The following is a 14,950-nucleotide window of genomic DNA, read 5'->3' on the forward strand; positions in this document are numbered from 1 at the left end:
CGCTGCGCTGATCGCCTGTACGGCATCGCCTAAGGACGCACCCGGAGCGAGATTGAACGAAATCGTCGCAGCCGGGAACTGTCCGAGGTGATTGACGACCAGGGGTGCAGTCTGTTCTGTCACCCGCGCAATGGTGCTGAGTTTCACTGGCTGAGTTGGGCTCACAATGGTCGACTGCGAAGTGGTGGTCGCGGCAGATTGCGCGGAGGTGGTCGTGGCTGGTTGTACCGGCACGGTCGCGGCTGGTTGCGCAGATGTGGTCGCCGCTGGTTGCGCAGTACCACCGGCAGTGGTACCCGCGGCGATGTAGATGTCGTCCAAGGACGCGGGGCCTCTTTTGTACTGGGGTTTTACCTCCAGCACCACCCGGTATTGGTTGGATTGGGTAAAGATAGTGGAGATCAGGCGCTGACCGTAAGCATTGTAAAGTGCGCTGTCGATCGTTGCGGCTGTGATGCCCAGGCGGCTGGCAGTGTCGCGGTCGATATCGACAAAAACGGAGCGTCCCTGGTCTTGCAAATCACTGGCGACGTCGGCGAGCTGGGGCAGTTTACGCAGCCGCGCGACCAGCTTGGGGACCCATATGCTCAGTTCCTTGGGATCGGCATCTTCGACGCTGAACTGGTACTGCGTGCGGCTCACGCGGTCTTCGATAGTGAGATCTTGTACCGGTTGCATGTACAGGGAAATGCCCGGTACTTGCTGGAGTTTCGCTTGCAGGCGGCGGATAACCTCTGTTGCGTTGACGCCGCGCTCGCTGAGCGGTTTTAAGTTGATCAGCATCCGGCCGCTGTTTAGAGTGACGTTGGTTCCGTCCACGCCAATGAACGATGACAGACTATCGACCGCCGGGTCTTCAAGAATCACGTGCGCCAATGCTTGCTGGCGCTGTGCCATTGCCGAAAACGAAATTGATTGCGGCGCTTCAGAAATTCCCTGAATGACACCGGTATCCTGTACTGGGAAAAAGCCCTTGGGTATGAAGATATAAAGCAGCACCGTGAGCACCAGCGTCGCGATTGCGACCAAAAGCGTCGCGCCTTGGCGGTTCAACACCCAATTGAGGATCCGGCCGTACCAAGCGATAACTTTATCGAAGAAAAGACCGCTTGCGCGGTAAAACCGGCTTTGTTTGTCCTGTGGCGTGTGATGCAAGAGCCTGGCGCACATCATCGGCGTAAGCGTCAGCGAAACCACAGCGGAAATTAAAATTGCCACGGCCAGCGTAATGGCGAATTCGCGGAACAGTCTACCTACTACGTCGCCCATGAAGAGCAGAGGAATAAGCACCGCTATCAGGGAAAATGTAAGCGAGATGATGGTAAAGCCAATCTGCTTTGACCCTAGGAGTGCAGCCTGCAACGGCGATTCTCCCGCTTCGATGTAGCGCGCGATGTTTTCAATCATCACGATGGCATCGTCCACGACGAACCCGGTGGCTATCGTCAGCGCCATCAACGTGAGGTTATTGATGCTGAATCCCGCAAGATACATCACGCCAAAAGTACCAACCAACGAAAGTGGCACGGCCACTCCCGGTATTACCGTTGCGGAGAGGCTGCGGAGAAAAAGAAATATCACCATCACCACCAGCGACACTGCTAACAGTAGCTCGAACTGCACGTCCTTAACGGAAGCTCGGATGGTGGTGGTGCGGTCGGTGAGCAGGCTTACCTGTACCGCGCTGGGCAATGTGGCCTGAAGCTTCGGCAACAGCTTCTTTACGCGGTCCACCACTTCGATCACGTTGCTACCCGGCTGGCGCTGGATATTGACAATCAATGCGGGGATTTTGTTGGCCCATGCGGCGAGCCTAACGTTTTCGGCATCGTCCACCGTATCAGCGACATCAGCGAGGCGGACCGGAGCGCCGTTCGTGTATGCGACGATGAGCTGCCGGTAGTCCTGCGCTGATTTGAGTTGATCATTGGCATTGATTGTGGACGCCTGGGCCGGGCCGTCAAAACTGCCTTTGGCCTGGTTCACGTTGGCGTTACCAATCGCCGTGCGCAGATCGTCAAGAGTCATGCCGTAGGCAGCCAGGGCTTTCGGGTTCGCCTGAATGCGTACCGCTGGACGCTGACCGCCGCTAATGCTGACGAGACCCACTCCCGAAAGCTGGGACATTTTTTGCGCCAGCCGCGTATCGATGAGATCCTGAACCTTAGGCAAGGGAAGCGATTGCGAAGTGACCGCAAGAGTCAGGATGGGCGCATCGGCCGGATTGACCTTGTTGTAAATCGGCGGCATGGGCAGGTCTGTAGGAAGTAAATTGCCGGCCGCGTTGATCGCTGCCTGCACTTCCTGCTCGGCAATGTCAAGGCTCAGGCTCAGACTAAACTGCAGAGTGATTACCGATGCACCACCCGAACTCGTGGAAGACATTTGATTGAGACCGGGCATCTGGCCGAATTGGCGTTCGAGCGGAGCAGTAATCGAGGAGGTCATTACGTCGGGGCTTGCACCTGGGTAAAGGGTGATAACCTGAATAGTGGGATAGTCCACTTCCGGAAGCGCGGACAGCGGCAACAAGCGGTAGGCGATGATCCCTGAAAGCAAGATGGCCAACATCAACAGCGAGGTGGCGACGGGCCGCAGGATGAACTGGCGGGAGGGATTCATTAGCCGCTTTTGTGCTCGCCGGTAGCGCGCTGAATGGCTTGGACTTTGGCGCCCTCATGCAGTTTGTCGGTGCCGTCAATGACGACGACATCGCCAGGCGCAACACCGCTGTCAACGGCGATCACATCGCCCTGCGCGGGTCCGGTCTTGATCAGACGCACAGTCACGGTCTGATCCGGCTTGACGACATATATATATGTACCCTGATCGCCGCGCTGAACGGCTGCCGAGTTAATAACCGTCGCGTCTTTCTCGACATTCACGAGCATACGCACGTTTACGAACTGATTTGGGAATAGGCTCTCGTCTTCATTAGGAAACTGCGCTTTGAGCTTTACCGTTCCGGTCGTAGGATCAATTTGATTGTCTACAGTCAGCAAGAAGCCGCTCGCAAGCTTGACTTTGCCTTCGCGGTCATAGGCGTCCACGGGCAATTTGTCCCCCGCTCGGAGCTTTTTCATCACGCTTGGAAGGTCGTCTTCCGTAATCGTGAACACTACAGTGATGGGCTGCAGCTGCGTGATTATGACCAGACCGTTCTGGTCCGTTGCGTGAACGATGTTGCCCGGATCCACCTGGCGCAATCCCACACGCCCGCTGATGGGAGCTGTGATGCGAGTATAGATGAGCTGCAGCTTGGCATTGTCAATCTGCCCCCGATCCGTTTTTAATGAACCTTGATATTGGCGTACCAGGGCCGCCTGAGTATCTACTTGCTGCTTTGCAATCGAATCCTGCGCGAACAGCGTCCGGTAACGCTCCAGGTCAAGCTCCGCGTTTTTCAGCAGGGCCTCGTCGTGCGCCATTTGCCCCTCGGCCTGTGTCAGCTGCACTTCAAATGGGCGCGGATCGATTTCTGCGAGCAGCTCGCCTGCATGGACGAATTGGCCTTCCTTGAACGTCACCTTGATGAGCTGTCCGTCAACACGGCTTTTCACAGTGACCGTGTTCAACGGCGTGACGGTGCCCAGCCCGGATAGGTAAACGTCAACATTGCTTTGCCGCGCAGCCGCGACAACGACAGGAACGCCTTTATCCGGCAATTCAGATCCGCGTTTATGCGCGGGTTGCTGCGCGCCCCCCAAGTCAGCCACGAGTAGGTATGTGCCAACGCCCAGCACGCATAACACAAGCAACCCGAGCCACCACCAGCGCGGCGGTGCTCTTTTTGCAGGATCGCGCGTGCTGGGTGAGGCGTTAGCTTCTGGCATTAGCTGTCCTGGTAATGGACATGATGCCTCTTTTCGAAGTAGCGTTCCATGCACTGGCGTTGCTGCTTGACGGCGTTTATCACAACAGCCTGCTGCTCGCGCGATAAACTGGAATAAAACGTGAGCGCATTGTTACGGAAATCCTTGCGGGCAGTAAAAATCTGCTGCTGTGCTGCGTCTGCCACTTTACTCAGGGCTACCAGGTCGGGATGGCTTTTCGAAAATTCCGCATTGACAGCCTGGTGCAGCCGCATGCGCGAATCCGACATCGTTTTGCGCAATGACTCTTCTTCGTTCATTAGTGCTTCCCACTGCCGCTCCTGATCTGGCTGAAGATTGAGCTGTTTATGCAGTTGCTCACTGAATATATGGTTAAAAGCACCGCCCGGCCGGTCGGTTCGCGACGCGGCAGCGCTGGAAAGAATTCCTGCAGCCAGCAAAACGGCGACAGCGGCAAAAGCGGAAATGGTTCTAGTGGTCTTCATCGTGGTTCTCCTTCAGCGTAAACTTCTGGTAAAAATATGACCCTAGTCAGAGGCCGCATTAAGCAATGTTGCGTGACCATTGCCATTAAATCACCACCGTGCGTTAAGAAATCGTCGGTGACTTGGATTTTTGTAACATATCCTGACGGTAACGCGTGCTGCAACATTGCGTTACACAAATTCGCTTCGTGCTGGCCGTTGGGCGAGGTATAAATTTTCATGGAAGCCGCAGATCATATACTGATAGTGGACGATGACGCTGAAATTCGGCGTCTTCTCAGTGAATATCTTTCCAAGACCGGCTATCGGGTCACGGCCGTGAAGGACGGCGTCGGCATGTGGGATGCTCTGGAAGGCGGGCGTGTCGATCTAATCGTCCTCGACCTCATGTTGCCGGGCGATGATGGGCTGCTTTTGTGCCGGAAGTTGAGGGCTAAATACGAAACACCGGTAATTATGCTTACCGCTCGCGGCGAGGAAACCGACAGGATAGTAGGGTTGGAAATTGGCGCCGACGATTATTTGCCGAAGCCGTTCAGTCCTCGCGAGCTTCTCGCCCGAATCAAGGTGGTTCTGCGGCGCGCGCGATCATTGCCGGAAAATCTCAAACCCGACGAAGCGCGCGCGCTGCGTTTCGCGGACTGGCGGCTTGACACTGTATCCCGTCACCTGGTATCGCCCGCAGGCGTTGTGACTCCGCTGAGCGGGTCGGAGTACCGTCTGCTGCGAATATTTCTCAAGCATGCCAACAGCGTACTGTCGCGGGACCAGCTGATGGATTTGATGCAGGGCCGGGAAACCGGGCCTTTCGAACGCAGCATCGACGTCCAGGTGAGCCGATTGCGGCGGCGCTTGGGGGATAATGCAGGAGCACAGGCCATCATAAAAACGGTACGCAACGAAGGCTACGTTCTGGCAGCCGACGTGGAGATGGAAAAATGAAATGGTTGCTGCCAAAAAGCCTATTCGGACGCATGGTGCTGGTTCTGGTGCTGGGCCTTATCGCAGCGCAGATACTCAGCGCAGCCATCGTGTTTCGCGAACGAGAGCAACATATTTTACAGATACGTGTTACGCGGGCCGCGCAAAGAATTAGCGATGCAGTGCGCGTATTGGAAGCGCTCAGCGCAGAACAGCGGCGCAATGCAGTACAATCATTTAGCAGCAACACGTTTTCGGTGTCGTTGGGAAATGGCGCTGCGCCTTTGCGCGAATCAGACCCTGAATTGAACGACACTGCACGCGACTTTGCCGCCGCCCTGCGCTCTACTCTGGGCAGCCAAAGAGCGATTAAGGTCGAGGCGAGGTACCGTGGCGGTACCGGCGCCCAGCGTCCGGAATCCGCGTCGGCGCGCCCCCCACAACCAGTATCGGGGACGCGGCCCTTGCCGCGCGATACGAGCTTTCAACCTTTGATGCTCGCCGCGCAGGTAGGGCTGGCTGATGGGACGCTGGCAAATTTTCAGGACCAGTTTCCATGGGAACCGGGAAGGTGGCCATTTCGCCTGGCATTTGATCTTTCTGTGAGACTGGTCGCAGTTGTTATACTTTCGCTAATTGCCGTTCGCTGGGTCACGCAGCCCTTGTCGTCGCTTGCCACAGCCGCAGAAAAGCTAGGCGAAAATATAAACCGGCCGCCTTTGCATGAATCCGGCCCGTCCGAGGTGAGCCGCGCCGCGCATGCGTTTAACAAGATGCAATCCCGCCTCGCAAATTATCTTAATGACCGCGCGCGCGTCCTGGCAGCGATGTCCCACGACCTGAAGACGCCCATCACGCGTCTGCGGCTGCGCACCGAAATGCTTGACGACGCCGATGTGAAAGCGACATTTGCAAAAGATCTCGACGAAATGGAATCAATGGTTCGCACCACCCTGGATTTTATGCGAGGCGGAGAAACCGGGGAACAATTTCAACCAATCGACGTCATGGCGTTGATTGAAAGCCTGCAAGCGGATTACGAAGAGACCGGTCACCCAGTCCGTATTCTGGGCGAAGCCACATCTACATTCGTGGGCAAACCTCGCGCACTGAAACGGTGTCTCGGTAACCTGATTGAAAATGCCGTCAAATACGGCAAACAGGCGACCATTGTTGTGCAGGACGAACAAGCGCGCCTGGTACTCAAGGTCGAAGACGAAGGACCGGGGATCCCGGTCGAGGAACAGGAAAATGTGTTTGCTCCTTTTTATCGGATTGAAAATTCACGGAACCGCGACAGCGGCGGCAGCGGATTGGGTCTTAGCATTGCCCGCAGCATTGCACGGGATCATGGAGGGGATATTACTTGTGAAAACCTGAAATCGTCGGGATTGCAGGTAATCGTGAAGCTGCCCCGACGGGCATCCCTCAAGGAATCCGGGGTGGTCAGTAGCTAGTTTAGGTATAATCTAAATAATCGAGGCAACCGCATCGGGCTGAGTGGCTTTTCAAAAACAGGTAGCTGGGTTTTACATATCATTCAGGGTTACAAGAGGTAACCCTTTTGTTTTTATGAAACGGGTGTAGCAGGCGGTCCGAAAGGCCTTGGCAATGAGTGAGCTCAAGAATCTTTACGACGACGTGATCATGGATCACATCAAGAACGTTCGGAATTACCGCAAGCCGGAGGGGGCGAACCGCGAAGCGGAACGCTCTAATCCAATGTGTGGAGATGTTATGACGGTTTATCTCAAACTGCAAGGCGAGCTGATTTTGGACGTCGGCTTTCAATGTTCCTGCTGCGGCATATCGATGGCTTCAGCTTCAATCATGACTGAAAGGGTGAAGGGTAAGAAAATAATCGAGGCAAGATCCATGTTTCGGCATTTCTCTAGATTGCTTGCGCAATCGTCATCCAGCGCCTCCACGCAGACTGACGATCTTTGCGTTCTGGCCGCAGTGCGCGAATACCCTTCGCGCATCAACTGCGCAACGCTGCCATGGGAAACACTGGAACAGGCGTTAGACCACGCGTGAATATATTTTTGATTGTGACCAGGAGCTAGAGGGCGAATCGTGAGCGAAAGGCAGGTTGATAATTTAAATGTCGTCTCGCAGGAGCTGCTGCTTACGCCTGCGGAAATCAGGAAACGGGTACCGCTTACCGAAGCCGCGCGGGTCACGGTACTTCGTGGCCGACAAGCTGTACAGGATATTCTGGAGCGGAAAGATTCTCGCTTATTGGTTGTGGTTGGTCCATGCTCCATTCACGACATTGAAGCCGCTCACGACTACGCGCGTCGCCTGAAAAGACTTGGCGATGAAATTTCCGACACGTTGCTTGTCGTGATGCGGGTGTATTTTGAGAAGCCGCGTACGACCATCGGGTGGAAGGGATTGATCAACGATCCGGAGATGGACGATTCGTTCAAAATCGAGGAAGGTCTGCAGAAAGCGCGGCGGCTGCTGCTTGATTTGGCGGAAATGGGCCTTCCGGCCGGCACGGAAGCGCTTGATCCTATCGTTCCACAGTATCTGTCAGATCTGATAACCTGGACCGCCATTGGCGCCCGTACCACGGAGTCCCAGACCCACCGCGAAATGGCAAGCGGCTTGTCATCTCCGGTCGGTTTTAAGAATGGTACGGACGGCAGTCTCAAGGTTGCCATCAACGCGCTGCTATCGGTGTCCCGCCCCCACAGTTTCCTGGGAATCGATAAAAGCGGGCGCTGCGCGGTGATTCGCACGCGCGGTAACCGCCATGCGCATGTGGTTCTGCGTGGCGGCAATACACCCAACTACGATTCACAAAGTATTCAGCTGTGCGAAAAAGAGCTGAGGGCAAATAACTTGCCGGAAATAATAATGGTGGACTGCAGTCACGCCAATTCGAATAGGAACTACAGTTTACAACCCGTAGTGCTGCGCGATTGCGTGCAGCAAATTTTAAGTGGCAACCAGTCGATAATAGGTTTCATGATCGAGAGCAATCTTGAAGCGGGTAACCAGCCGATTCCAGCCGACCGCGCTCAACTCAAGTACGGGGTCTCGGTAACCGATCCCTGCATAGACTGGCCGACCACGGAGTTCATCCTGCGTGAAGCTCACGGCACGCTTAGGAGCACATCGAAGCGGACTGCTTGAAGTACTGCGGCAAAACGCGCCGCATTACGGTCTCACTGCGACACCGTAGGGGTCGCCGCCGAGTTTGATGGTCGCGAGTTTCTTCTTCCTATTGAGGTCTATCACAGATAAGCCGGCGTCCTTCCCGGACAGCCGTTGCGGAGGATCTTCGGCAGTTCGTTTTCCTATCAGCGCGAGATATGCCAGCCGTCCATCGGGAGATATGTCGATTGAGCTGGGTTTGTCTCCCACCTTATAAATGGTGGCAACCACCCGGCCGCTTGCCAGATCGACAATCGATAGATTGTTCGACGAGCGATTTGCGATGATCACATAGTCGCTATCGGGTTTAAGGGCCAGGCTGCGCGGGTCTGCTCCGGAGTGATACTTGCCGACGATCTGTTCTGAACGTGTATCGACTATGGTATAGCCGTTGTCTTCGCTTGTGGTGACGACTAGTTTTTTGCCATCGGGGCTCATCACCATGCTTGCAGCGTCTCTGCCGACATTCGGTATGATCCCCGTAATTTTCAGGCCATCGACGTCGAGAATCGAGAGCGTCCCATCACCGCTATTGCTGATGTATGCTTTTTTGCCGTCGGGCGTGAACAAAGTCATCGCCGGCCGCGTGCCGACCCGTATCGTTTTAATAGGCGCAAGGCCGTGCGCGTCGAAGGCGGTTATTGTATTGTCTCCGCGATTGGTCACCAACAGCAGATTGTCGTCCGGAGAGACTGCGATGTGGTGCACCAGCTTTCCGGCAGGCACGGTTCTAAGTGGTTTGTGCGAATCCGCGTCAATTACCGTGAAATCGTTGGATCTCAGGTTGGCGACATACGCTCTATTTCCATTGACGTTAAACGTAATGTTATGAGGTTTTTTCCCGGTCCGTATCGTTTCAACCACTTTGCGTGTTCCGCTATCAATCACTTCGACCTGGTCGGTACGCTGGTTAGTCACCCAGATTTCGTACGCGTAGGCAAAAAAGCTGATTCCCGCGAGCATAAGTCCTGCGCAATACAACGAGAAAATCTTGGCAACGGCCGAATTCATGGTGGCGCGAATGAAGTCGTCAACTGTGTTTTACCTGGGCTATCTTCCAACCGCAACAAAGGTCGAGGAGATAAATACCAGAATGACGAAAAGCGTGACGCCAACATCTAAAGCAGCTGCAATCAATCTTTCCAGTTGGTAAAGGAGGTTCGCACCGCATTATATTCATTGCGTCGCCGATATTAGATTACGGTTGCAGGTATCCGTAGCTCACGACTTGCCCATTCTCAGAGGCGATTTAAGGCCTTTGAAAAATAGGTAGGATGTAGCAAATCCTGCCCGTATGACAAATCTGAGCGGATAGCGCAAATATACCGCAGCCACGCCACCAAGAAAATCGGGTCAGCGAAGGCACCATGATTGGAACAGACCGGCCGGCGCGCATAACTTTAGCCCGGCAATCGCGGTGGCAATGCTGTGGATGGAAATGCAGCAGGGGCGACGGCGCGTTCGCGGTTAAGCTTAACCGCTTGCGCGTCAACAGATAAACGACACGTTAGCGCAGAATTTAATCGAATCTGTTTTTACCTATTGGCAACGTTCAGCTAGGTTCAACTGAGAGTGATCGCGGCGTTCTTATTGCCGCTGCAACCGCTTTATAAAAAAGCGCGCGAGATAATGAAATGTGTTCTGCTTTGGTTCAAGCACTTGGGTTGCTTTTTAAAGCTGTCGCCAAATAGCGACAGCAAAAAACTAAAATTAATCAAATCAGTAACTTGTTTTCTTGCTCGGCGCGTCGTTTAGCCCCGACTAATCGAGGCTGGGAGGAGCGCTAAATTACTTTAATATTACGTTGTAGCGGCTTGATTAGTATTAGTAAATATTTGATGGCATAGCTATTGCTGAGGCAGTGCATCAAGTTGAGAATTATGTCTTGAATCTTTTGAAAAAATTTTAAAGCGAAAGCAATGTTGAAATTTCTACCGAATATTTCGCTTGGTTTTGAGGCCGGTCTCGGACCACGAGCTTTACAGCCGGTGCATGAACAACAGTGCGTGCCTTGCGCGGCGCAAACCGAGCACGCGGCGGCTCAGGCGGCGATGAATAGAAGCAGAGCTGAATCCATTGCATTCGCAAGATTAAGCGCAGAGTTTAGGCTGTTTGCAGGATCCGACCGCAATGCCCAGAGCTTGGTGATAGGTCTGCGCGATGGAACCGACATAATGCTTACTGACCGCGTTAACGGAGGCCCATCCGCAGTCACTTTCACGCCACCCACCGGCCGCATGGGTTACAGCAATGTTTCTATCACTCTTTCTTTGGCAAGGCAATATTTGGCCGCGCAAGGGATCGCTCAACCCTCAATGCAGCAGTTGCAGGCGGTATTGGTCGGAGGCGCAATCAGCAGCCCGCTTTCCGGCAGTACCGTCGAGCTCAATGGTATTTTGCAAATGAAGCTTCGTGGCGCGGGTTGGGGAAAAATCGCGGCTGTTCTGGGGGTAAAGCTCGGCAGCGTAATTGGCGAACCACGGCCGGTTCCAGCGGTATTGCCGTCCCGCGCAAAGGGGTACGCCAGCGTGGCGACTAAGGTTGCGACAATAGTCAAGCACCCTTCGGCAAAAGAGGCGTCGGGCTAGGCGACAAAAGAAATCCTGTCCCAGCCAAGTACTAGGCTTCGGAGCGGAACACACGACATTCAACGGTATCAGCATTTTCTAATTTGTTAGCCCGTTTTCCTCCTCGAGCGGGCTTTTTTTTGCCTACTGCGAGGACTGTGTCGTGAATGTCAAACGTACTGTAGTGGGCGCGCACAGATATTACCTGTTCTGCGGCAAAGAATTAATCTCTCAAATCGATCCTATGAGCTGCGTCGGTGCTGCCGTGTCCCCGCGGGCTGACCGGCAATTTAGTTTCGCATCGTTTGCATCGGCCGGTGTGCGCAAATTGCGACGTACATGCGTCCGCATCGTTCGATGTACATTTCCCGCGCTTGACAGCAGAAATTTGCGCGATGTACATTTCTGGCTGGTTGTTCTTTACCTGCCCGAATCCGGCAGGTGGCCTCCGCATTGAAAGCCCCAGACAGGTTACGTTGCGAGCGGCGCTACGCCTCCCGGCCTACTGAATTACCTAAAGCGGCGCTCGGCTCGTTCATCAAGCACCACTTCAATGCCGCGCAATTCGATGATACAGTACAGCGGATTGCGCTGGCCGGAGACCCCTCTCGTTATTCGGATCGAAGGAAATCTCGAGGCGGAAATGAAGCAGAGATCGGGTGGTGGACGATTTTTTCAAGAATAGGGTATCCGCAATGATTCGCTTAGTACTCTTATTTTTGAGTGCCGGAATTTGTATGCCGGTACACGCCGAAGACTTACTGGATGTCTACCGAGAGGCGCTGTCGCGCGATGCGGTATATGCCTCCGCGCGTGCTTCTTGGGAGGCCGGGCAGGAGAAATTACCACAGGGGCGTGCGCTGCTATTGCCAAACGTCAGTCTTTCCGGGAACACTACTTATAATCAAAGTAATACTCAGTTACGCGATCCGACGCAACCTGGCAGGCAGAGTCAATTTAATAGCAACGGAGTTACGATTACGCTGATACAGCCGTTGTTCAACAAGCAAAGTATCGATCAATATTTGGAGTCGAAATCGCAGCTGGCGCAAAGCGATGCGCAATTGAATGTCGCGAGCCAGGACCTCATGCTGCGAGTGTCTCAGGCGTATTTCGATGTGCTGGCGTCTCAAGATAATTTAGAGTTCGCTCTTGCGCAAAAAGCCGCGATTGCCGAACAGCTGGCTTCGGCAAAACGCAATTTCGAAGTTGGGACTGCTACCGTTACCGATATCAACGATGCGCAGGCGCGCTACGACCTTGTGGTCTCGCAGGAGATCGCTGCGCGCAACGATCTGGAAGTAAAGAAACAAGCTCTTGCGCAAATTATCGGCGGCATACCGGGACCGCTCAAATCGCTATCGACCGATTTGCCGTTGACACTGCCTCAGCCCAACGACATGGGGCGCTGGGTAGAAGCGGCGCAAGTCAATAGTCCGCAAATCAGAGCGCAGCAAGCAGCACTGGAAGTCGCCAAACGTGAAGTCGAACGCAACCGCGGAGGGCACTATCCAACCATTAATCTGGTAGGGTCCTACGGCCAGAACGCAACGGGCGCTACCAACCTATCAACTGGTTCCGTGGCCATTCCCAACGACACCACTACTAAACAGATTGGAATACAGCTCAATTTGCCGATTTACCAAGGCGGTGGTCAGGAATCCCTGGTGAGAGAGGCCATTGCCAACCAAGATAAAGCGCAACAGGATCTGGAAAACGCGCGCCGCACCGCAACCTATTCCACGCGCCAGGCATTTTTGGGCGTGACCAGCGGCGTGGCTCAAGTTAAGGCGCTGGAGCAGGCGCTGGTTTCAAGCCAAACGTCGCTGGATTCGACTATGCTAGGCAAGGAAGTTGGCGTGCGCACCGAAGTCGACGTGCTCAACGCTCAGCAGCAGCTTTATAGCGCCAAACGCGACTTGGCGCAGGCGCGCTACAATTTTATACTGAGCCAATTACGGCTTAAATCGGCAGCAGGGCAACTCAGCGAAGTGGATCTCGCCGAAGTCAATCGCTGGTTAAGATAGCGGCAATCATCCTGACTCGTCGTTCCTTGCCTTGGAACACGCGGATGCTCTCGCTATTTGTTTCACTGCCAGATCACTCATCGAGTTTAGATCGCAGGCGGAATGGTAAACGCGCCTTGCCGATCGCCCGCGGGCGCACGACACTCAAAAAAGCGTGGCGACCCGCAGTCACACGTGCTTCGCTTTCTTTCCCGTGGTAGATTAGACACTGGCGAGGCTTTGGGGAATCGATAGATCATGGATTGGGATTGGAACGCGGCTGCCAAAAAAGCCGTTCCCAAATTATTGCAACCCGCTGCTGCAGATCATGGACAGCAAAGACAACGGCAACGGGACCAATTATCTGATGAGCCGCTGCCTCCTATGTGAGCAGGAATTGTATCAACCCGCTCCCGCCTCGCGTCGAGTGAGCGCGTTCAGCGGCGCCGCAGGCTGCTTCTAATTAAGCGCGAATAATTCATGAAGAAGCGCCGGACGTGTAGCTATCCGTCGATATTTAACGATCCGCAAAAGGTTGCGCTCGGTTTAGTTGTTACAAGCCGGCAACTCATGAAACGTCTGGCATAGGCATGTCGTCCTACACCGAACGCAGGCAAGCCCTGATCCGCGAGCTCCGTGCTAGCGGTGCCAAGGAGTTGGGCCTGCGCAAATCCACCTCCAACCTGTTCCGCGATCGGGCGGCGGCACCGAAGCAGAGGCTCGATGTGACCCCGTTCGACCATGTCCTCAAAGTCGACGCGCAGCACGGTTGGGTCGAGGTGGAGGGCATGACGCCCTACGACGTGCTTGCCGCGACGACCCTGCAACAAAACCTGATGCCGTGCGTGGTTCCGCAGCTCAAGTCCATCACGATTGGCGGCGCCGTTGCCGGCGTAGGCATTGAGGCCAGCTCCTTCAGGCGTGGACTGGCGCACGAAACAATGCTGGAGCTTGAAGTGCTCCTGGGTGACGGCAGCATTGTCCTGTGCACACCCGAGAACGAACATCGCGACCTGTTCTACGGTTTTCCGAATTCGTACGGAACGCTGGGCTATGCGTTGCGGGTGCGCGCCCAGACGACGCCGACAAAGCCTTACGTAAAGGTCACGTATCTGCGGCACACTGATCCGTCAGCGTATTTCGCGCAGCTTGCAGAGCTATGCCGCACGCCTGACGTGGACTTTCTAGACGGTGTGGTGTTCTCCGCGGACGAACTTTACATTTGCGTCGGCCGGTTCGTCGATGCAGCCCCGTATACGAGCGACTATACCTTCGAGTCAATTTACTATTGCTCGATTCGCAGCCGCGATTTGGATTACCTCACAACAGAATGCTATCTCTGGCGCTGGGACACGGACTGGTTCTGGTGTTCCAAGAATCTCGGTGCCCAGATCCCGGCAGTGCGCCGCCTGCTCGGCCGCGACCGACTGAACTCGCGCTTCTATACCAAAGTTATGAGGTTCAACAGCCGCTGGCACCTGACGCGTTTGCTGGACCGATTGTCCGGTTTCCGGCACCGCGAACCCGTGATCCAGGATGTCGACGTGCCGATTGAACGTGCCGCCGAGTTTCTCGACTTCTTCCGGCGCGAGGTGGGCATCCTGCCGGTGTGGATCTGCCCCATTGGCACGCGCGGCTGCTGGACGCTGTACCCGATGGATCCGGGCAAGATCTACGTGAACTTCGGTTTCTGGGACGTGGTGCGCAGGCATAGCACGCATGCGCCAGGCCACTTTAATCGCCTTGTGGAGCGCAAGGTCCGCGAGCTTGGCGGCATCAAGTCGCTGTACTCGGACAGCTACTACACCGCAGACGAATTCTGGGAAATCTACAACGGTAAGGCCTATTTGGCACTCAAACAGCGTTACGATCCCGGAGGGGCATTTCGCAATCTGTATGAGAAGTGCGTGCTTCGCAAATAACTAACAGACGAAGGAGCCGTTTCAGCGCGCCGGCAGGTCGGGCCATCCCGA

Annotated in this window: 11 protein-coding genes; 7 read left to right on the plus strand and 4 right to left on the minus strand. The window is 54.8% G+C overall.

What is annotated here, in order from left to right; all coding sequences use genetic code 11:
• The 3 genes from VLV32_09180 to VLV32_09190 all read right to left on the minus strand — a co-directional run.
• Positions 1-2,622, minus strand: a 2,622-nt coding sequence (locus VLV32_09180; GenBank protein ID HUL42059.1) for an efflux RND transporter permease subunit, incomplete at its 3' end; no start/stop codon positions are given.
• On the minus strand, positions 2,622-3,833 hold the full coding sequence (locus VLV32_09185) for an MdtA/MuxA family multidrug efflux RND transporter periplasmic adaptor subunit (protein ID HUL42060.1): 1,212 nt from the start codon (positions 3,831-3,833) through the stop codon (positions 2,622-2,624). The genes VLV32_09180 and VLV32_09185, both read right to left, overlap by 1 nt.
• Positions 3,833-4,318, minus strand: coding sequence for a periplasmic heavy metal sensor (locus VLV32_09190; protein HUL42061.1), 486 nt, complete (start codon positions 4,316-4,318; stop codon positions 3,833-3,835). The genes VLV32_09185 and VLV32_09190 overlap by 1 nt, the downstream gene beginning before the upstream one ends.
• A 219-nt stretch (positions 4,319-4,537) precedes the next feature.
• Here VLV32_09190 and VLV32_09195 point away from each other — a divergent pair, with 219 nt between their 5' ends.
• The 4 genes from VLV32_09195 (at position 4,538) to VLV32_09210 (ending at position 8,383) form a co-directional block, all read left to right on the plus strand.
• Positions 4,538-5,260 (plus strand): response regulator, encoded by a 723-nt coding sequence (locus VLV32_09195; protein HUL42062.1) that lies wholly within the window; start codon positions 4,538-4,540, stop codon positions 5,258-5,260.
• Positions 5,257-6,696: an ATP-binding protein gene (locus tag VLV32_09200; GenBank protein ID HUL42063.1), complete on the plus strand. Its 1,440-nt coding sequence runs from the start codon at positions 5,257-5,259 to the stop codon at positions 6,694-6,696. The genes VLV32_09195 and VLV32_09200 overlap by 4 nt, the downstream gene beginning before the upstream one ends.
• A gap of 154 nt (positions 6,697-6,850) precedes the next feature.
• Positions 6,851-7,276 (plus strand): SUF system NifU family Fe-S cluster assembly protein, encoded by a 426-nt coding sequence (locus VLV32_09205; GenBank protein ID HUL42064.1) that lies wholly within the window; start codon positions 6,851-6,853, stop codon positions 7,274-7,276.
• Between the two features lie 39 nt (positions 7,277-7,315).
• Positions 7,316-8,383: a 3-deoxy-7-phosphoheptulonate synthase gene (locus VLV32_09210; GenBank protein HUL42065.1), complete on the plus strand. Its 1,068-nt coding sequence runs from the start codon at positions 7,316-7,318 to the stop codon at positions 8,381-8,383.
• A gap of 24 nt (positions 8,384-8,407) precedes the next feature.
• Here VLV32_09210 and VLV32_09215 read toward each other — a convergent pair whose 3' ends face one another.
• Positions 8,408-9,415, minus strand: a complete 1,008-nt coding sequence (locus tag VLV32_09215) for a beta-propeller fold lactonase family protein (GenBank protein ID HUL42066.1) — start codon at positions 9,413-9,415, stop codon at positions 8,408-8,410.
• 908 nt (positions 9,416-10,323) lie between these two features.
• Here VLV32_09215 and VLV32_09220 point away from each other — a divergent pair.
• The 3 genes from VLV32_09220 (at position 10,324) to VLV32_09230 (ending at position 14,899) form a co-directional block, all read left to right on the plus strand.
• Positions 10,324-10,992, plus strand: a complete 669-nt coding sequence (locus VLV32_09220; protein HUL42067.1) for a hypothetical protein — start codon at positions 10,324-10,326, stop codon at positions 10,990-10,992.
• A 716-nt stretch (positions 10,993-11,708) separates the two neighbouring features.
• Positions 11,709-12,998 carry a TolC family outer membrane protein gene (locus tag VLV32_09225; GenBank protein ID HUL42068.1) on the plus strand — a complete coding sequence of 430 codons (1,290 nt, stop codon included), beginning with the start codon at positions 11,709-11,711 and terminating at the stop codon, positions 12,996-12,998.
• A gap of 569 nt (positions 12,999-13,567) precedes the next feature.
• On the plus strand, positions 13,568-14,899 hold the full coding sequence (locus VLV32_09230; GenBank protein HUL42069.1) for an FAD-binding oxidoreductase: 1,332 nt from the start codon (positions 13,568-13,570) through the stop codon (positions 14,897-14,899).
• Positions 14,900-14,950 lie beyond the last annotated feature (51 nt).

It is taken from the genome of Burkholderiales bacterium (assembly GCA_035518095.1).
Lineage (GTDB): Bacteria > Pseudomonadota > Gammaproteobacteria > Burkholderiales > JAHFRG01 > JAHFRG01.